At 40.3% G+C, this 19,895-nt stretch carries 13 protein-coding genes and 1 riboswitch; of the genes, 9 read left to right on the top strand and 4 right to left on the bottom strand.

Going from position 1 to position 19,895, the window contains the following annotated elements; genetic code table 11:
• Window position 1 precedes the first annotated feature (1 nt).
• From BSAG_RS22180 to BSAG_RS22190, 3 genes are all read left to right on the top strand, one after another.
• On the top strand, window positions 2-1,201 hold the full coding sequence (locus BSAG_RS22180; protein ID WP_004313543.1) for a glycoside hydrolase family 76 protein: 1,200 nt from the start codon (window positions 2-4) through the stop codon (window positions 1,199-1,201).
• Entirely contained in the window at window positions 1,198-3,573 is a 2,376-nt protein-coding gene (locus BSAG_RS22185) for a GH92 family glycosyl hydrolase (RefSeq protein WP_004313544.1), read from the top strand. Before BSAG_RS22180 ends, BSAG_RS22185 begins: the two co-directional genes overlap by 4 nt.
• A 79-nt stretch (window positions 3,574-3,652) precedes the next feature.
• Complete coding sequence (locus BSAG_RS22190; protein ID WP_004313545.1) at window positions 3,653-4,822, top strand: MFS transporter; 1,170 nt, start codon at window positions 3,653-3,655, stop codon at window positions 4,820-4,822.
• A gap of 103 nt (window positions 4,823-4,925) precedes the next feature.
• Here the strand turns inward: BSAG_RS22190 and BSAG_RS22195 are convergent, their stop codons facing one another.
• The 3 genes from BSAG_RS22195 to BSAG_RS22205 are packed head-to-tail and all read right to left on the bottom strand — an operon-like array spanning window position 4,926 to window position 7,824.
• Window positions 4,926-5,681: an ABC transporter ATP-binding protein gene (locus tag BSAG_RS22195; protein WP_004313546.1), complete on the bottom strand. Its 756-nt coding sequence runs from the start codon at window positions 5,679-5,681 to the stop codon at window positions 4,926-4,928.
• Complete coding sequence (locus BSAG_RS22200; RefSeq protein WP_008015575.1) at window positions 5,678-6,694, bottom strand: FecCD family ABC transporter permease; 1,017 nt, start codon at window positions 6,692-6,694, stop codon at window positions 5,678-5,680. The genes BSAG_RS22195 and BSAG_RS22200 overlap by 4 nt, the downstream gene beginning before the upstream one ends.
• Window positions 6,691-7,824 carry an ABC transporter substrate-binding protein gene (locus BSAG_RS22205; RefSeq protein ID WP_004313549.1) on the bottom strand — a complete coding sequence of 378 codons (1,134 nt, stop codon included), beginning with the start codon at window positions 7,822-7,824 and terminating at the stop codon, window positions 6,691-6,693. Before BSAG_RS22205 ends, BSAG_RS22200 begins: the two co-directional genes overlap by 4 nt.
• Before the next feature lie 125 nt (window positions 7,825-7,949).
• A riboswitch (cobalamin riboswitch) is annotated at window positions 7,950-8,161 on the top strand.
• Window positions 8,162-8,371: 210 nt separating this feature from the next.
• On the opposite strand from BSAG_RS22205, the gene BSAG_RS22210 reads away from it, so the two are divergent.
• The 6 genes from BSAG_RS22210 to BSAG_RS22235 all read left to right on the top strand — a co-directional run bounded on the left by BSAG_RS22210 (window position 8,372) and on the right by BSAG_RS22235 (window position 17,899).
• Entirely contained in the window at window positions 8,372-10,378 is a 2,007-nt protein-coding gene (locus BSAG_RS22210) for a TonB-dependent receptor (protein WP_004313551.1), read from the top strand.
• Window positions 10,375-11,535 (top strand): DUF5074 domain-containing protein, encoded by a 1,161-nt coding sequence (locus BSAG_RS22215; RefSeq protein ID WP_004313552.1) that lies wholly within the window; start codon window positions 10,375-10,377, stop codon window positions 11,533-11,535. The genes BSAG_RS22210 and BSAG_RS22215 overlap by 4 nt, the downstream gene beginning before the upstream one ends.
• A 20-nt stretch (window positions 11,536-11,555) precedes the next feature.
• A complete protein-coding gene (locus tag BSAG_RS22220) occupies window positions 11,556-12,872 on the top strand; it encodes a PKD-like domain-containing protein (RefSeq protein WP_004313553.1) in 1,317 nt (438 codons plus the stop codon).
• 30 nt (window positions 12,873-12,902) lie between these two features.
• A complete protein-coding gene (locus BSAG_RS22225) occupies window positions 12,903-14,204 on the top strand; it encodes a DUF5074 domain-containing protein (RefSeq protein WP_004313554.1) in 1,302 nt (433 codons plus the stop codon).
• A 253-nt stretch (window positions 14,205-14,457) separates the two neighbouring features.
• Window positions 14,458-17,214: an outer membrane beta-barrel protein gene (locus tag BSAG_RS22230; RefSeq protein ID WP_008997273.1), complete on the top strand. Its 2,757-nt coding sequence runs from the start codon at window positions 14,458-14,460 to the stop codon at window positions 17,212-17,214.
• Between the two features lie 52 nt (window positions 17,215-17,266).
• Window positions 17,267-17,899 carry an AAA family ATPase gene (locus BSAG_RS22235; RefSeq protein WP_004313556.1) on the top strand — a complete coding sequence of 211 codons (633 nt, stop codon included), beginning with the start codon at window positions 17,267-17,269 and terminating at the stop codon, window positions 17,897-17,899.
• Window positions 17,900-17,993: 94 nt separating this feature from the next.
• On the opposite strand, the gene BSAG_RS22240 is transcribed toward BSAG_RS22235, so the two are convergent.
• Window positions 17,994-19,658, bottom strand: a complete 1,665-nt coding sequence (locus BSAG_RS22240; RefSeq protein ID WP_004313557.1) for a putative transporter — start codon at window positions 19,656-19,658, stop codon at window positions 17,994-17,996.
• Window positions 19,659-19,895 lie beyond the last annotated feature (237 nt).

Raw genomic sequence — 19,895 nt, 5'->3', positions numbered from 1 at the left:
TATGAATAGTAAAATTAGAAATATAGTTTTATTTGTATCGACGGTATTCGTGCTTCTTTCTTGTGCCGGAGAATCAAAAACGACTCCGAATAAAGATAAGGCAGAAGAAATGTTTCAGCGTGTTTGGGAACTCTACCGGGTTCCCAAACACGGTCTCTTCTCTGAATATTACCCAAGCAGTCATCGTCCTGATCTGACTTATTTTAATGATTCCACCCGGCAAGCGCAGGAAGTTTCTTATCTGTGGCCTATGAGTGGTGTCTTTTCTTCGGCAGTGGTGATGGCTGCCATCGAACCGGAGAAATATACGGTTTATGTCGATTCGATGGTGATGGCGATGGAACGTTACTATGATACAACGCGTGTTCCTTTTGGTTATCAGGCTTATCCTGTTCAGTTTGGAAAGGTAGACCGCTATTATGATGACAATGGTTTAGTGGGTATTGATTATATTGATTCTTACTTGGTAACTAAAAATCCTCATTATCTGGAGAAAGCGAAACAGGTATTAACCTTTATTTTAAGTGGCTGGGATGAGAACTTTGAAGGAGCTGTTTCTTGGTTGGAAGGAGTGAAAGATCAGAAACCTGCCTGTTCTAACGGAAAAGCGATGGTGTTGGCTTTAAAACTTTATGAAGCAACTAAAGATGAGTATTATCTGGAGGTGGGAAAGAAGTTCTATCATTGGATTGATAAATATCTGAAAGATCCGGAAAGAGGAGTCGTTTGGAATTCATGGTTAACAACGACTTCGGCAGTATGCCCGGATTTGTATACTTACAATACAGGTACTTTATTACAAGCAGCTGTAGCTTTATATAATTATACGGGTGAGCAGGCGTATCTGGATAATGCTAAATTTCTGGCAGAAGGAAGCTACAAAGTGTTTTTTAAGTATACGGAAGACGGTATTCCTTATATTGCAGATTTGCCTTGGTTTAATTTGGTTTTGTTTAGAGGTTATCACGATCTGTACAATGTTACGGGGGATTCAAAGTATGTGGATACGATGATAAAAGGACTGGATTATGCTTGGGAACATGCACGTGACCAGGCGGGACTGATGTATCATGACTGGACAGGGCGGACTGATGAAAAACGTAAGCCGAAATGGTTATTGGATGCTTCGTGTGTGCCGGAGTATTATGCACGTGTGGCGATGATTAAAGGAGAAGTTACAAACAGAAAAATAAATAAATGATGAAATTAAAATGGATAGGTAGCCTGTTGATTCTGGCAGGTGTTGTAGGGTGCAAAACACCTGATCGTCCCAATCTGGTAGAGTATGTGAATCCTAATATTGGAACTGTACATAGTCGTTGGTTTTTCTATACTCCGGCTGCGGAGCCTTTCGGCTTGGCTAAGTTAGGTGCATCTACAAATGGTACGTATGGAAACAATCAAGGTTGGGAGGCTGTAGGTTATGAAGACGGTCATACTTCTATTGATGGCTTTCCTTGTCTGCATGAGTTTCAGATAGGTGGCATTGCATTAATGCCTGTAACGGGAGAAGTAAAAACAAATCCCGGAAAACTGGAAGACCCTGATAAAGGTTTCCGTTCCCGTTTTGATAAGAAAGATGAAATGGCGCGTCCGGGATATTACTCTGTATTATTAAAGGATTATCAGGTAAAGGCAGAACTTACCGCTACGGCTCGTGTCGGATTTCAGCGGTATACATTTCTCGAGTCGGAGAATGCTCATATTTTGTTTAATATAGGTAATCGTCAGGGAGAAAGTGGAGCAGTGCGTGATGCGTATATCAAACAGATAGATGGAAATACAATTGAAGGTTACGTGATTACGGAGCCAGAATACGTGAAGAAATATCAGGCAGGCGCTTCCGTTGCCATGTATTTTTATGCTAAATTGGATCGTGCGCCGGAATCTGTCGAGGTATTCTATCAGGATAGTACTTTAACGGCTCGTAACGAAATAAAAGGGCCCGGGGCTATCATGTGTCTGAATTATAAAACAAAGAAAGATGAGGTAGTCAATGTAAAAATAGGTCTGTCGTATACTTCCATCGAAAATGCCAAAGTGAATTTGGAATCAGAAGCGAAAGACCTTACTTTTGATGAGGCTATGAAAGCGACCACAGATAAATGGAATGAGTCTTTGAGCCGCATATTGGTTTCCGGTGGTACGGAAGATAGCAAAATCAAATTTTACACTGGGTTGTATCATGCATTATTAGGTAGAGGACTCGCGAGTGATGTGAACGGGGCTTATCCTAAAAATGACGGTACTATCGGTCAGATACCTTTAAATAAAGATGGCAAACCGGAACATAATCATTATAATACGGATGCGGTTTGGGGAGCTTACTGGAATCTTACTTCTCTTTGGGCATTGGCATATCCGGAATATTATAATGACTTTGTAAACAGTCAGTTGCTGGTGTATAAAGATGCTGGTTGGCTGGGTGATGGTATTGCAACCAGTAAGTATGTTTCCGGGGTAGGAACCAACATGGTGAGTATCACTCTGGCAGGTGCTTATAACAGTGGAATTCGCAATTTTGATGTGGAAACAGCTTATCAGGCAGCATTGAAGAATGAACTGGGCTGGGAAGGACGTATTGAAGGTGCGGGCAAAATGGACGTAAAACAGTTTGTTGAAAAAGGTTATGTGCCTTATGAGAATAGTGTTCATTTCGGCACCCATCCGGAAGGTTCCAGTTTCTCCGTATCTCATACATTGGAATATAGTTTTAGTGCTTATGCGGTGGCTCAATGGGCAAAAGCCTTGGGACGTACGGAGGATTATAAACGTTTGATGGAACTTTCTGCCGGTTGGGAGAAGTTATTCGATGATTCGTTGAAGATGATTCGTCCGAGAGTGCCTAGTGGTGAGTTCATTGATAACTTTAATCCATTGGAATCATGGAGAGGATTTCAGGAAGGAAACGCGATGCAATATACTTTCTTTGTTCCACAAAATCCGGCTCGTTTGATTGAAAAGGTTGGAAAGGATGAATTTAACAACCGGTTGGATTCTATCTTTACGGAAGCTCGTAAGTCGATCTTTGGCGGTGGAAAGGTTGTAAATGCCTTCTCGGGTTTACAGAGCCCTTATAATCATGGAAATCAGCCTAGTCTTCATATTTCCTGGTTATTCAATTTTTCCGGTAAACCTTACTTGACACAGAAATGGACGCGTTTGATTTGTGATGAGTTTTACGGAACAAACGGAGAGCATGGTTATGGCTACGGTCAGGATGAAGATCAGGGACAGTTGGGAGCTTGGTATGTGATGGCGGCAATGGGATTGTTCGATGTACAGGGCGGTTCTTGTGAACGGCCGACTTTCCAGATTGGCAGTCCGTTGTTTGATAAGATTGAAATCAAACTTAGCCCGATGAATGCGACGGGAAAAACGTTTGTGATTGAAACGACTGGTAATACACCGGATGCCTATTATGTACAGTCTGCTACGTTGAACGGTAAACCGCTGGAACAATGTTGGATGTACCGGGATGAACTCTATAAAGGTGGAACATTGAAACTCACAATGGGTAATCAACCGAATGAAAAATGGGGAGTGGAAAATCCGCCTCATTGTTCTGAATAAACAGCTTATTTACCTCGGTGCCGATGTCGCTTGACAATGGCACCGGGGATTCTACATTTTATAATATAGTGAGTTAAACATGAAAACACAAAACTCTATTTATGCCGCCCTTCCCGTTCTCTTCGGGTTCTTTGTAATGGGCTTCTGTGATATAGTCGGTATTTCGTCCGATTATGTTCAACGTACTTTCAACTGGTCTCCTGTGATGACGGGATTTGTTCCTTCATTAGTATTTATCTGGTTCCTGTTTTTGGGTATTCCTATTGGAAATCAGATGAACAAATGGGGACGTAAAAATACGGTTCTGCTTAGTATGGGAATAACGGTAGTGGGTATGTTATTACCATTGGTCGTTTATAATAGCGCGACTTGTATGATAGCTTATGCTCTCTTGGGAATTGGTAACGCTATTCTGCAAGTTTCACTGAATCCATTGTTGAGTAATGTAGTGACCAGTCAACGTTTGTTGACAAGCAGTTTGACGGCAGGGCAAGTAATCAAAGCTGTGTCTTCTCTTGTTGGGCCGGAGATTGTATTGTTGGCTGTAGCTCACTTTGGAGACGACAAATGGTATTATTGCTTCCCGATATTAGGTTTTATTACATTATTATCCGCTGTTTGGCTGATGGCTACCCCTGTTAAGCGAGAAGATTCCAGTGCTGCAACCCAACAACTTTCTATCAGTGATACTTTTTCTTTGTTGAAGGATAAAACGATTCTGTTGTTATTTTTGGGTATCTTCTTTATTGTGGGGGTAGATGTTGCCACTAACTTTATCAGTTCTAAGCTGATGGCAGAACGTTTTGACTGGACGACAGAACAAGTGAAGTTTGCTCCACAAGTTTATTTTTTAAGTCGTACGGTAGGTGCTTTATTGGGTGCTTTCTTGTTGGCCCGTATCGCTGAAATAAAATATTTCCGTGTGAATATTGTTGCCTGTATTTTCTCTTTGCTTATTCTGGCTTTTGTGAAAAACGATATGGTAAATCTGATTTGTATCGGTGCTGTCGGTTTCTTTGCGTCATCCGTATTTTCTATCATTTATTCGATGGCTTTGCAGGCAAGACCGGAAAAAGCAAATCAAATTTCAGGGTTGATGATTACTGCTGTTGCCGGTGGCGGAGTAGTTACTCCAGTTATTGGGTTTGCGATTGGAACAGTAGGTGTTATCGGAGGCGTTTTTGTCACTTTAGCTTGTGTGTTTTATTTGACTTATTGTGCTTTTGGAGTGAAAACAGCCAAAGCATAGTTTTATTGAGAGGAGGAAGCTATCTTTGCCCGAATCCTGCTCAATGACATGGAGGTTCTTAGACGGAGAAGTTGCTTTCTCCGTCTGAAGTAAACTTTTGTTTTTATTTGATGATTATCTTCATAGCTTGTGCATCAAATGTCACAGACTCGTTCCGGAATAGTCTTTCTATATGTCCGCTCGTTATCATCTCATTTGTGGGGAGACTATACAATTGTGGGTTGTCAATCAGCATGATCGTGTCGCAGAGAGACAGGGCAATGTCCAGGTCGTGTGTGGAAAACAGGATACATTTTCCTTCCGTTTGTGCGAGTTTTTTCAGTAGCAGACAGAGTTCGTAGCGATTAGGCAAATCCAGAAAAGCAGTAGGTTCATCAAGAAGAATGATAGGTGTGTCTTGTGCAAGTGCGCGTGCTATCATGATTCGTTGGCACTCTCCGTCGGACATCTTATCCATTGTCTTTTCTGCATAATCGGACATTCCTACCAGGTGCATGGCGGTAACCACTCTTTTCTCATCTTCCGCCTGTAACTGTCCGATCCAGTTGGTATAAGGAGCACGTCCCAATGCGACTACATCTTTACAACGTAGGTTGGCGATGCGTACTTTGTCGGTAGTTACAAAACTAATCTTCCGGGCTAATTTCTCCGGTTTCAGTGAAGCAATGTTTTTCCCATGCAGGATGATTTCTCCGTTTTTAGGTGTTTCTAGCCCCATGATGGCACGGAGAAGCGTGCTTTTTCCTGTACCATTCCGTCCGAGCAGTGCGACAAGTTGCCCACCCGTGATATGGGTGGAAACTTTCTCCAGCAATATACGTTGTTCGTATCCTAATGTCAGATCTTTTAGTTGAATCATTTGAATATACGCAAGTTTTTACCTATTACCCATAAAATAACCGGAACACCCAATAGCGCAGTGATGCAATTCACCGGCAACAGAAACTTCTTGGCTATGATGTCACAAATCAGCATCCCGATCAACCCTGTCAGCATTGTACCTGGCATCAATATCCGGTGATTGGCGTTGTCAAACAGAATCCGTGTGATATGTGGGATAGCCAGCCCGATGAATCCTACCGGACCGCAAAAGGCTGTGACCGTTCCTGTCAGTAACGCTGTAGATATAAAAATAAGCGTTCTTGAGCGCTTGATATTCATTCCCATGGTGCGTGCGTAATTTTCACCAAGCAACAACAGATTCAGTGATTTGATGCAGGCGATGGATAGTAGTAATCCTATGCATATTACTGGTAGCATAATCGTTAATTGCCCTGTCGTGATGTGGCTAAGTGAGCCCAAAGACCAGAGTGTGAACATTTTCAGTTGTTCTGCAGAACTTAGGTATTGTAATATCTGGATGATAGCTCCCGCCACATAACCTATCATGACTCCCATAATCAGTACACCTAATATATTCTTTACTTTTCGACTGATGATGGCTACTCCTAGCAGTATGGCGGAAGTCCCTATCCACCCCGAACCTACAATACCGACTGATTGCAGAAAGGGAAAATCTGTCCAACCGAGAAGCGGGGCGCCTAGTATAAACAATGCCACTCCAAGACCCGCCCCGGAGCTTACTCCCAACAGGTAAGGATCTGCCAGCGGATTCTGGAAAATTGTCTGCATTTGCAGACCGCTAACCGAAAGCGCTATACCTATTAATGCAGCCACTATGACGCGGATAAAGCGGATGGAGAGAATTATATTGCGGGTGGTTTCGTCACATTCCCCCCCGGTGAGTACTGTCCATATCTTTGATATAGGGATGAAAGTATCTCCCGTTGCCATATCTATTAATAGTAATAAAATGGCAACTATTCCTAATGCGATGAATAATAGAGCGGTACGTCTGCGGGATTGTTTCATTCCAGGTGTCTGTAATAATAAGGTGAATCGGAAACGAGTTCCGGATGGAAAATATGAATCAGATCACGCAACACCACGTCAGGACGAACAACTGCCGATTCCCAATAATCATTGCCTCCTGTCGATGTCAGTCGCAGGTTATTGTTGTAGACTGTCTTTTCTCGGACGGCTTTAGCATCTGCAAATTTAGGATTGACCGCTTTTAATTCATCTAATGTGGTGACTGAACCTACATTGATCCAATAATCTGCCTTCTGTATCAGTCCGTAGGCTGTTTCCAATCCGATAGGAGTTGAACTGTTGGAATTGTTCTCTTTGTAAATGTAGTCTGCACCCGCGTCTGCGATTAACTGTGCCATGTAACTTTGGGTGGAAGGCATTACCCAACTGTCGTTCCATGGAGTGTTGAACATGACGGTAGGGTGTTGGCTGATGGAGTCGGTGAGAGCTTTTAAAGCATGGTAGCGTTTCGGGATTTCCCGGAACACTTCAATCCCTTTCTCCCGGTTGTCAATCAATTCGGAAAGAACAACCATCCACTCGGCTTTTCCCAGTGGAGATTCTTCCAGATATTCTCCCATATATATATAAGGTATGGCTAATTCTTTCAATTTATCTGTAACAGCTGTTTGAGCATCACCAATACCATATAATAGTACGACGTCCGGCTTTAATCCCAGCAACAACTCGTAATTCATTTCCGCTCCCATATCTTTGATTGAATCTTTGTGGGCGAGAATGTAAGGATTAGACACGTAATTGATGCCGGATACTCCGACAATACGTTTGAGTTCTCCCAATGCATCGAGCATGGCGATGTAGGAAGAAGACATACATACGATATTTCTGGCTCCGGCAGGAATGACAGGACCATTAAAACCTGCAGGAGCTTGCTCTCCGTTGCGCGAAATGAAATAGGACATTTTCACGTCCTGTGCTCCTTGCCATGGATTGGAAACTTGAATGAGGGTACTGGCCGCATTGTCTGCCCCCAGGATTTTAAATCCGGAAGCGTATTCGGGAGTATATATATCCTGATTGAATCTCTCCAGAGATGTTTTATTACGTGATATACAGCTTGCCAAAAAGAAGAGGCATAGTAGCGCGATGGTTAAGATTGGAGATTTCACTTTTATACAGATTTTAATTAGAAAAAAGATTAGTGGATGCTCTCGAGTGGCAAAGATAGGACTAATTATTAGTTTGTTTTTATTTTCATTAGAATTTTCTTCTGATTTGTTTCTATTTGATGTATCTTTGCCGCAGAAATTTTGGTGTCATTCGTCCGATGCTACGGAAGAATGGTGAAAAGGGAATCAGGTGTAAATCCTGAACAGACCCGCTGCTGTAAGCTCCGCCAGAAGTTTTCCTACAATACTCAAATCCACTGTCTCGCTTTGGAGAGATGGGAAGGGCGTTAGGAAAATGGAGTAAGTCAGAAGACCTGCCAAAATTGAATTCTTGAAACTTTCCGGGATTAGAGTTTGAAGAGTGCAGTTTTTAATTCAAAATACATCTTTAATTGCTGATGTGAAGTTTCAGAAAGGAGAAATATGCCTTTTTGAATGTACCATTATACGGGGGAGAAGTACGTATATTGGTTTGAGTATGTAGAAAATTGCATCCTTGCTGTAACCTTATGAAAGTTTATTATTTAAATTAATAAACAGGAGGATTATGTTCAGGCAGATTCATTTTAGAGTATTTTGGATAGGATGCTTTTCGAGCATGTTTTTATTACTATCAGCACAAAGTAAACTGGATAGCTTACACCATCTTCATGAAGTAGTAATTACTGCTAAAATTAATAAGGAAGTGATTCCGGTACAGTCTTTATCTGGTGATAAGTTAGAAAAATTAGCCGTACATTCGGTTGCAGATGCCATACGCTATTTTTCGGGAGTGCAAATAAAGGATTACGGTGGAATAGGAGGATTGAAGACCGTAAATATCCGAAGTATGGGGACGAATCATGTCGGAGTGTTCTATGATGGCATTGAATTGGGGAATGCACAGAATGGAGTGATTGATTTGGGACGCTTTTCTTTGGATAATATGGAGGCCGTTACTTTATATAATGGGCAGAAAAGTGCTATTTTCCAGCCGGCGAAAGATTTCGGTTCTGCCGGTTCTATTTATCTTCAGTCGAGAACGCCTGTTTTTCAGGCGAATAAGGCTTATCATGTAAAAGCTGCTTTTAAAACAGGTTCCTTTGGCGTTGTCAATCCATCTCTACTTTGGGAACAGAAACTAAGTGAGAATGTAAGTGCGTCACTTAGTACTGAATATATGTATACCACCGGAAAGTATAAATTTACTTATGCAGTAGCTGGGGGATACGATACTACGGCAGTCCGCCGTAATGGCGATGTGAATGCTTTACGCACGGAAGGTGGTTTATATGGTAAAATAAAAGGCGGTTACTGGCGCACAAAAGCTTATTTTTATAATTCAGAACGTGGGTATCCCGGTGCTGTTGTGCGGAATCGTTTTTCACATGAAGATCGCCAATGGGATACCAATTTCTTTCTTCAGTCTTCTTTCAAGAAAGATTTTGGTGAAGCATATAGTCTGTTGTTGAATACCAAATATGCATATGATTATTTACACTATTTGGCAGATCCCAGAAAAGAGGAGGCTACTATGTATGTAAATAATACATATCGTCAACAGGAGGTTTACTTGTCAATGGCTAATAGAGTCACTGTTCTTCCTTTTTGGGATATAAATCTTTCAGTGGACTACCAGTGGAATAAGTTGAATGCCAATCTGACTGATTTCCCTTATCCACGGCGAAATACGACGTTGGTGGCAGCGGCTACCTCTTTGCATTTTGATCGTTTTAAGTTTCAGGCTAGTGTCTTGGGAACTTTCGTGCATGAGAACGTTGCTTCGGATACTACTTCAGCTGGGAATAAAATGGAATTTACTCCTACTGCCATCGCTTCCTATAAACCTTTCAAGAATATTGATTTTAATTTGCGTGCCTTTTATAAGCGGATATTTCGTATGCCGACTTTAAATGATTTGTATTATACATTCATAGGAAATATCAAATTAAAACCAGAATATACAAATCAGTATAATATTGGATTCACTTATCAGAAGTTATTTACCGGAACATGGTTGCAAGCCTTGAATGTTCAGTTGGATGCATATTATAATGAAGTGGAAAATAAAATAATAGCTACTCCTACCAATAATTTCTTTCGTTGGACAATGATTAATTTGGGGTTTGTTGAAATAAAAGGAGTGGATGTTGTTTTACAAGGAGGCTGGAAATTAGGTGATAATTGGACCTTTGACAGCCGCTTATCATATACTTATCAGAAAGCACAGGATTTTACTGATAAGTTGGATGAGGATACATATGGAGGACAAATATCGTATATACCTTGGCATAGTGGCTCGGCTATACTAAATACTGAATATAAATCATGGGAACTAAACTATAGTTTTATATATATAGGTGAGCGCTATGGTATTTCGGCCAATACTCCGCATAATTATTATCTTCCCTGGTATACAAGTGACGTGTCTCTGGCAAAGAAATTCAATTGGAAAAAGAAGGATTTCAAGTTGGCTTTGGAAGTCAATAATATTTTAAATCAACAATATGAAGTGGTGAGGGCTTATCCGATGCCAGGAACTAACTTTAAATTCATTTTAAACTTAACTATATGATTGTGAATAATATTTTTTCACGCATCTTGTTTGGAATATTAGCAAGTTGCTGTTTGCTGGCTTGTCGGGGGGAGCTTCCGGTTTTACCGTCTGATGAGATAGAAGTCGGTAAGGATCCTTTAGGGGGTGTTCATATTAAAGGAATGTATCTTCTCAATGAAGGAAATATGGGTAGTAATAAGTGTACACTTGATTTTTATGACAGTACTACCGGTAAGTATCATCGTAATATTTATGCTGAACGGAATCCATCTGTAGTGAAGGAGCTGGGAGATGTTGGAAATGATTTGCAGATTTATGGAGACAAGTTGTATGCTGTAATCAATTGTTCCAATTTTATAGAGGTGATGGATGTGGAAACTGCACAACATTTGGGGCAAATAGATGTGGTTAATTGCCGTTATATCACTTTTAGTAATGGAAAGGCGTATGTCAGTTCGTACGCGGGGCCTGTTGGGATAGATCCCAATGCGCGTCCGGGAAAAGTGGTTGAAGTGGATACGACAAATTTAGCTATCACCCGTGAAGTGGTAGTCGGTTATCAACCGGAAGAGATGGTGATAAAGGATGGAAAACTTTATGTTGCCAATTCTGGCGGATATCGTTTCCCTGATTATGACCGGACTGTATCGGTTATTGATTTGAAGACTTTTCAGGTTATTAAAACAATTGATGTAGCTATTAATCTTCACCATATGAAGTTGGATCGTTATGGACGTATATATGTTAGCTCGCGAGGGGATTATTATGGAACCGGATCAAATGTCTTTGTTATAGATACTCAAACGGATTGTGTGACAGGAAGCTTGGGTATTGCCGCGAGTGAAATGTGTTTAAGTGGGGACTCTATTTACATGACTAGTGTAGAATGGAGTTACGTTACAGAAAGTAATACAATTACTTATGCTCTCTATGACGTGAAACAAAATAAAATGGTCTCTCGCAATTTTATAACCGATGGAACAGAGGCGGAAATAGCAATTCCGTATGGGGTGACTGTGAACCCGGAGACGAAAGAAATATTTGTAACAGATGCAAAAAGTTATGTTGTGCCTGGTTATCTCTATTGTTTTAGTCCTGAAGGAAAGAAAAGATGGAAAGTCAGGGCAGGCGATATACCGGCTCATTTTGCTTTTACAACAAAAACATTTCAATAACTAACTGATATTTAATAAAAATGGACAAAAAGATTTTAAGACTAACATTAGTCATTGCAGTTTCTTTATTTTGGGGAACTGCATTTACAGGGTGTAGTGATGAAGAAGATACTCCGGTGGCTTATCAACTAAAGAAGGAGGATATTCGTGTATCACAACCGGAGGGTGGTTTTGCGGTTGTGATAGATCAACTACTAAAAGTGCAGGTTGAAAGTGAATCAGACGAAGGAATCTCTTATGTGTGGTTGTTGGATGGTACTGAAATTGCTCAGACGAAAAGCTTGGAGTATATGTTTGAAGAGGTGGGAGAATACGAATTGACATTACGTGTGTCACAGGGAGAGAGTCGTTTTGATTATCCCTTTACGGTTACTGTAACTTTTGAAAACATAGAACCTGCTCCTGAAGGAGCGACAGCTTATGTTACTAAAGTTTTTGATTTTGTTCCGGCTGTCGGACAATTTACTAATACATTGCCGGTATATAAAGAAGGTGATACACAGGAGGCTATGAATGAAAAAGTATTGGCAGCCATTGGCAATAATAAAAAAGGGATGATTTCGTTAGGGGGATTCGGAGGATATGTTGTAGTCGGTTTTGACCATACGATAACCAATGTTACTGGGAAACGTGATTTTCGGGTACTTGGCAATGCTTTTTATTCTGCGGCTAATCCAGACTCTGGCGCGCCAGAAGGAGGAAGTTGTGAACCGGGAGTTATCATGGTGGCTTATGATAAAAATCAGAATGGGAGACCGGATGATGATGAATGGTATGAAATTGCTGGTAGTGCTCATGAAGATGTTACATTAGAATTATGGTATGATAAGGCTGTTGCTGCCGGGAATGATGTGAAGACTTATCGAAATTATGAAATTACTTACTATCGGCCGGAAAAAGAACCGACAACTGCGGAAGAAAGAGAAATGTATATTCGCTGGGAAGATAACCAGGGAAAATCTGGATATAAAGTGAAGAATACATTTCATAATCAATGCTATTACCCAGAATGGATAAAGGAAGATAAAGTAACATTTAAGGGAACTTGTTTGCCTCAAAATGCTGTTGATGAGAGTGGACAAGGAAGTTATTTTGTTTTGTATAAATTCCGATATGGTTATGCTGATAATGAATTGAATAGTAAGGATGAATCTGCTATTGATATAGATTGGGCAGTAAATTCGAAAGGTCAAAAAGTACACCTGCCAGGAGTCGATTTCATAAAGATATATACTGGTGTCAATCAGGAAAACGGTTGGCTGGGTGAATGTTCTACTGAAATATCAGGGGTTGAGGATTTACATGTTTTAGGAGTTGATATTGATGCTCGCAAATAAGCTAAGAAATAATTGAAAATAAAAGTAAGAATGAGAAAGTTTTTAGTATTGGCAACTGTTGCCTTGGGATTTGTTTTTACAGCGTGTGATGATGAAGATAATTTGAATTCGTCTGTATTAATCGGAAATAAGTCGGGAAGTAATGTGATAGTGCAATTAGATACCTTGTATCTGGATGCCCGGGCTGAAAATCTGTCCGGAACGATGGAGTATTTATGGACAGTAGATGGGAAAGAAGTCTCAACCGCTTCAACATATAAGTTTTCACAACCTAAGACTGGAGAGTATGTTATAGGGTTGACTGTGTCGGATGGCAATGGAGAAACTCTTCAAACGAATATAACTGCCAAGGTAGAAGGTCGGTTTGGAAAAGGAACTTTTATTTTGAATGAAGGAAATATGAGTAATGAAACCGGAACTTTGACCTTTGTGGATTCAAAAGGAACAGCGATGGATAGTGCATACTATCGGGTAAATCAAACTTTACTCGGTAATGTCTGCCAGGATTTGTTCATTAGTGATAGTAAAATTTATGTACTTTCTCAAAATGGAGCAAAGAATGGTGGCGAGGGATTACTGACTATTGCTAATGCGGATAATTTAGAGAAAGAAAGAATTTATGATAATGCTACTTTGTCTTGGCCTACTAATTTAGCGGTAATAAAAGAGGCTCTTTATATTCGTGATAATAAAGGTGTCTATATGCTAAATACTTCTACAGATGCTTTGACTTTTGTCGAGGGTACTGGCGGAGCCTTGAAAAATCGTATGGCTGTGGTTGGAGAAAAAGTTTTTGTGATGGGTAGTAAGAAGCTTTTTGTTATTCAGAATGGAACAGTTATACATACTATTCCTTTTGAAAGTGCCTTGTCTGGTATCGCGAAGGCATATGATGAAAACTTATGGGTATCATGTACAAATCCGGCAAGTATTAATAAAGTTAATCCTCTTGATTATACGGTTGAGTCTCATGCTTTAGATGTTAGTATTGGCGCCGGTTGGGGTGTTGCTCCTGCTTTTTCTGCGAAAGATGATATTGTTTATTTCAGTAATGCAGGCTTTAATCTGTATCGACATATTTTCTCTCAAAATAAGACGGAAAAAGTTGCTAATATCAAAGATTATGTAGAAGATGCCGGAACATATTACAATAGCTTAGGTGTTGATCCGGTAAGTGGAGAGGTTTATTTTGCGACTTTAAAGGGATTTTCAGAGTACAAAATAAATGATATTGCCATATTTGATTTTACTAAAACACCAGCTTTACAGGCTGACATTAAAAATAAGAATAGTTTTCCGGCAGGAGTTTTCTTTACGGAGAATTTTAAGTGATAGATTTAACTCTATAATCTATCATTTTTATTGATGAGGACTTTCTCATTCAATCAAAAAATGTCCTTTTAAAAAGAGTATGTTTTTTGATTGATGGGAAAGTCTTTTTTTTTAGATTATACTGTGACCTTGTGTGATTGGAATGTAATAAGTTTTAATAAAATGAATAAAGTGATATACTTTCAGGAAAACTCCTTAAATTTACCTCCACAATTCTGACTCAATTAAAAAACAGACTTATACTGCTATTGACATGAAAACTTGTAGACTATGTGGACTACTTTTGCTGTTACTTTGCATACATACTATATTATATGCTCAACAAACAAGAACTGTCAAAGGCAGAGTGCAGACGTTGGAGCCTGGGAGTAATAAACGACAACCTTTACCTTCGGCTAGTGTTGTTGTTTTGCAAAAGAATGACTCTACTTTCATAAAAGGAATAACAAGCGATAAAAATGGTCGTTTTACTCTTAGTTACCAGCCGCAGAAGAAAAAACAGTATCTGTTGAAAGTCTCTTTTATGGGAATGCAATCCGTATATCATGTATTGGGGGATTCGGCATTAGTGAATGTTGGTACACTTACATTGAAGGATGATGATATTCAGATTGGGGAAGTGATAGTGACCGGGAAATTGCAAGAGGTAGTGATGGAAGGAGATACTACCGTTATTAATGCTGCAGCTTATAAAACTCCCGATGGAGCTTATTTGGAGGATTTGGTGAAGCGTGTTCCTGGATTGGTGTATAATAAGAAAGATCAATCGCTGACATATAACGGACAACCTATCAGTGAAATCAATGTGAATGGTGAATCCTTTTTCTCCGGAGATAAAAAGACGGCACTCGAAAATCTGCCGGCAGATTTGATTAGTAAGTTGAAAGTGTACGATAAAAAATCAAAAGAAGAAGAATTTACCGGAATTGGTTCAGGAGAAAAGAAATATGTACTTGACTTGCAGACTAAGGATGAATTGAATAAAACCTGGCTGACGAATGCCACTGTGGGATATGGAAACAATCAAAAGAAGGATTTAGAAGGGCAGGTGAATTATTTTAGCAAAGACGGGGAAAATCTTTCTTTCATAGGACGTTCCACCAACCGATATCAGAATAGCACTTACAAGGATAATATTAATAATTCGGTGGGAATGAATATGACTCATAAATTCGGAAAGAAGTTTTCTTTGACCGGAAGCATGAACTATAATCTCAATCGGAACGGAAATATTTCTTCCATGTATCAGGAGCAATATTTAACTGCTGGTAACCAATATTCTGCGTCCACTAATGAGGGTAACTCTAAAAGTCGGTCGTTCAATTCTAATATCATGGGTAGTTGGGAAGTGGATAAACGTACACGCATACATTTTAACGGTGGTTTCAGCTTTTCTCCTAACCGGAATGAAAGTAATAGCCAGAATGCTTCTTTTGACGCTCCTCCTAACGTCAATCATGAAAGCTTGTTCGATGATTTTGAATCGATTTCCCAAGATATCAAAGTAAATCGTAGTGAAAACCGGTCGCGTTCGGAAGGGCAATCGAACCGTTATAATTGGATGATGGGGATTATGAGGCGGCTGAATGAAAAAGGTACAACTTTAGGATTGAACATTCAAAGTTCGGATTCTTGGGGGGATAATGAAAGTTTTTCGCTTTCAAAAACTACTTATTTCCGTCTCAAAGATAAGCAAGGCAACGATTCATTGCTTTATCGTAACCAGTATTTGAAGTCACCCCAGAAAAATAATTCGTGGCGGGTAGGGATTAACTTCACCCAACCTATCGGTAAGAAAATGCATATTCGTGCAGCGTATAACTGGAACACTCATTATGAACGCGATAACCGCGACACTTATGAATTGTCTTCTTTGGCGAAGTCGGATGTTTTTGGTGAGTTGCCTCCTGACTATGAAACGGGGTATGTAGATAGTTTGAGTAATCGAAGTCATAGTCGTACTAATGGACATGATCTGAATGTAGGCTTCAATTACTCTGATGATACATGGATGGTGAATGCATCATTAGGGATTACTCCGCAAAGGCGAACCATTGAACGGAAAATGGGGAAATTGTATGCGGATACCACTGTGCATACTATCGACTTTCAGCCTATGATATGGCTGGCCTGGAAAAAGAAAGAGGCACGAATTACTTTTAATTATGACGGTAGAACCCGGCAACCTTCTTTATCGGACTTAATGCCACTTACAGATAATAGCAATCCATTATATATTACTCGAGGGAATCCGGATTTGAAGCAAATGTTTGCTCATAGTATGCGTATAAGCTTTCAACATTCTAAAAAAGGCATATCTGCGAATCTTGGAGGACAGTTGGAACAGAATAGCGTTACACAGGTAATGATATATGATGCACAGACTGGCGGACGTGAGACATATCCTGTCAATATAAACGGTAACTGGAATGTGTATGGAAGTGCTAACTGGTGGAAACGTTTAGGACATTTCTCTTTACGGTTGGATATGAACGGTAATCATAGTAATAGTGTCAGCATGATTAATGAAGATAGAAGTCTTGAGCCGGTGAAAAGTACAACGCGTGACACCGGCTTGAATTGTGAAGCGAATGTTTCTTATCAGCCTGCCTGGGGAGGTATTGACTTCTCTACTTCCTGGAATTATCAGTATTCGCTCAACTCTGTGAATGATAACAATACATATACTCGTTATTATAATTTCCGTTTGGAAGGATATGTTGATCTTCCTTTGGGCATACAATTACGGACGGATGGGGCTTATACTTTCCGTAATGGTACGAATATCCGTAAAGGAGAAGATGATGAGATGTTATGGAATGCGAGTGCTACCTGGAGATTCTTGAAAAAGAAAGAAGCAGAACTGTCTGCTTATTGGGTAGACATTTTAGGAAAGAGGAAAAGTTATAACCGTATGGCAACTTCCGACGGCTTTTATGAGTATCGTACGCAGGAAATAAAAGGGTATTTCATCGTTACTTTCAAATATAACTTTCGTTTGATGATGTGATTTTTAGAAAAAAGTCGTATGTTTGCTACAGAACCATAAAACAAAATGTACTATGAGCGGTAATTATGTTATCAACATCGGTCGGCAACTAGGTAGCGGCGGAAAAGAAATAGGAGAGAAGTTGGCAGCCCGTTTGGGGATTGACTTCTACGATAAAGAATTGATTAATCTGGCTTCTGAAGAAAGCGGGTTGTGCAAAGAATTTTTTGAAAAAGCGGATGAGAAAGCTTCGCAAGGTATTATTGGCGGATTGTTCGGCATGCGTTTTCCTTTTATCAGTGAAGGAGCTATGCCATGTAATAACTGTTTGAGTAATGATGCCCTGTTTAAAGTGCAAAGTGATGTGATTCGTCATCTGGCGGCAGAAAAATCTTGCGTCTTTGTCGGACGCTGTGCGGACTATATTCTGCGTGAACATCCCCGTTGTGCGAATGTTTTTATTTCGGCCTCTAAGGAAGATCGTATTGCGCGATTATGCGCCATGCATCATATTGATGCGGAAGCTGCAGAAGAAATGATAGAAAAAGCGGATAAGAGACGTTCGGAGTATTATAATTATTATAGTTATAAAACGTGGGGAGCAGCTGCTACTTATCACTTATGTGTCGATTCTTCTTCTTTGGGAGTTGAAGAGACAGTTCGGTTTATAGAAGAATTTGTAGTGAAGAAACTACAGCTTATATAATAGGCGTAGAAGAAGTCTATAAGAAAACGAAATAAAGCCGGTATATTCCATTGAAGGATATGACCGGCTTTATTATTTATAAGCTAAATATGATTTACATCATCGTTAATAATATCATCTGCCCCGTCAGAATACGGAGGAACATGGATAATGGGTAAACTGTAGAATACCCTACTGCCGGAGCATCTCCGGATGTTGTTTGATTGGCATAAGCCAATGCGGGCGGGTCGGTATTACTACCGGCTATCAATCCCATCAGGGTGAAGTAGTTTACCTTATAATATAATCTTGCGATAGCACCGATTATAAGCAACGGGATAACGGTGATAAGGAAACCACAACCTACGTATAGTAATCCGTCACCTTCGACTACCGTTTGCACAAAGTTGGCTCCGGCATCTATACCGACACTGGCAAGGAAGAGCACGATACCGATTTCGCGAAGCATCAGGTTGGCACTCATGGTGGTATAAGTCACTAAATGGAGCTTATGACCGAAACGTCCGATAAGAATAGCTACTACCAGCGGTCCGCCTGCCAAACCTAATTTCAGAGGAGTCGGCATACCGGGGAATGCTATAGGAAGGCTACCCAGAAGAATTCCTAAGAAGATACCAACGAAAATAGTCACAATGTTCGGTGTGTCCAGACGTTTTAACTGATTACCCAAAACACCTGCTACACGTTCAACTGCATCTTGCTGACCTACCACCATTACACGGTCACCTACCTGAAGTACCAGATTTGGATCGGCAAACAAGTCCATACCGGAACGGTTGATGCGGGTAACGTTCACTCCGTACATACTGCGAAAATGCATAGATCCTAAAGTCTTTCCGTTGATTTCCGGTTTAGTCACCAGAATACGGCGGGAAACCATGGGAAGGTCTTGTTTCTCCCAGTCGAGTTCCACTTCTTTACCGATAAATACGGTAATTGCAGGAGCATCTTCTTCTGAACAGACAATGAATAATTGATCCCCCATATTGAATATGGTTTCATGGTTAGGGATACTTACATGACCCTCATGACGAATACGGGAACAAACGAACTGACGGCCTAAAAACTCTTTGATTTCAATCAAAGTTTTTCCGCTGATTGATTCATTGCGTACTTCCAGACTCATCATGTGAGGTTTGTGATGTGCATCTCCACTTTGGATTTTCAGACTTTCTTCCTCTTTAGCCATATTGACACGGAAGATGTAGCGGATAGCAATGATTGAACCGATAATACCTACTACCCCTAGCGGATAAGCACACGCATATCCCAGTGCGATTTGTGGACCAGTGTAATTAAGCTGGTTCAATGCTTCATTGGCGGCACCAAGTCCCGGAGTGTTTGTGACAGCTCCATAGAGGATACCTACCATCATCGGCAGTTCTACTCGGCCGTTCCAGAGGTAGTAAAGCCCCAGTGCAACGGCAATATTTAACACTACGATGCCTACAGCCAACAGGTTCAATGTCATTCCTCCTTTTTTGAAAGAAGAGAAGAAAGATGGCCCCACCTGAAGACCGATACAGAATACGAACAAGATCAATCCGAATTCACGGATGAAATGTAGGATGTGTGTATCGGCTGTGAAGCCGAAATGTCCCATTAGGATGCCGGCAAACAAAACAAATGTGACGCCCAAAGATACTCCGAATATCTTTATCTTGCCCAAATACACTCCGGCTGCCACTACAAATGCGTAGAGAAGCACGATGTGAGCTACGGAGCTGGGGGCCCACAATAAACTTTGTAACCAATCCATAATATAGCAGTTTTTATAATGTTTTTCTAAAAACGGGTGCAAAATTACTCATAACATTGGAGCAAATCAAATAAATGGAGAACTAAAAAAATAAAGAATGAAGAATTTCTATGCAGATTCTATGCGAGAGTGAGAGGTGTGCGAATTTTCTATAAAAAGAAGTTTTGTTTTAACTTATTGGTTATATTTGCATGTCGAACAACAGACAATTAGAAAGAGATAGATAAAAATAAAGAC

The sequence above is a fragment of the Bacteroides sp. D1 genome, assembly GCF_000157095.2.
GTDB classification, from domain to species: Bacteria; Bacteroidota; Bacteroidia; order Bacteroidales; family Bacteroidaceae; genus Bacteroides; species Bacteroides xylanisolvens.
This window is presented reverse-complemented; position numbering and strand designations above follow the sequence as displayed.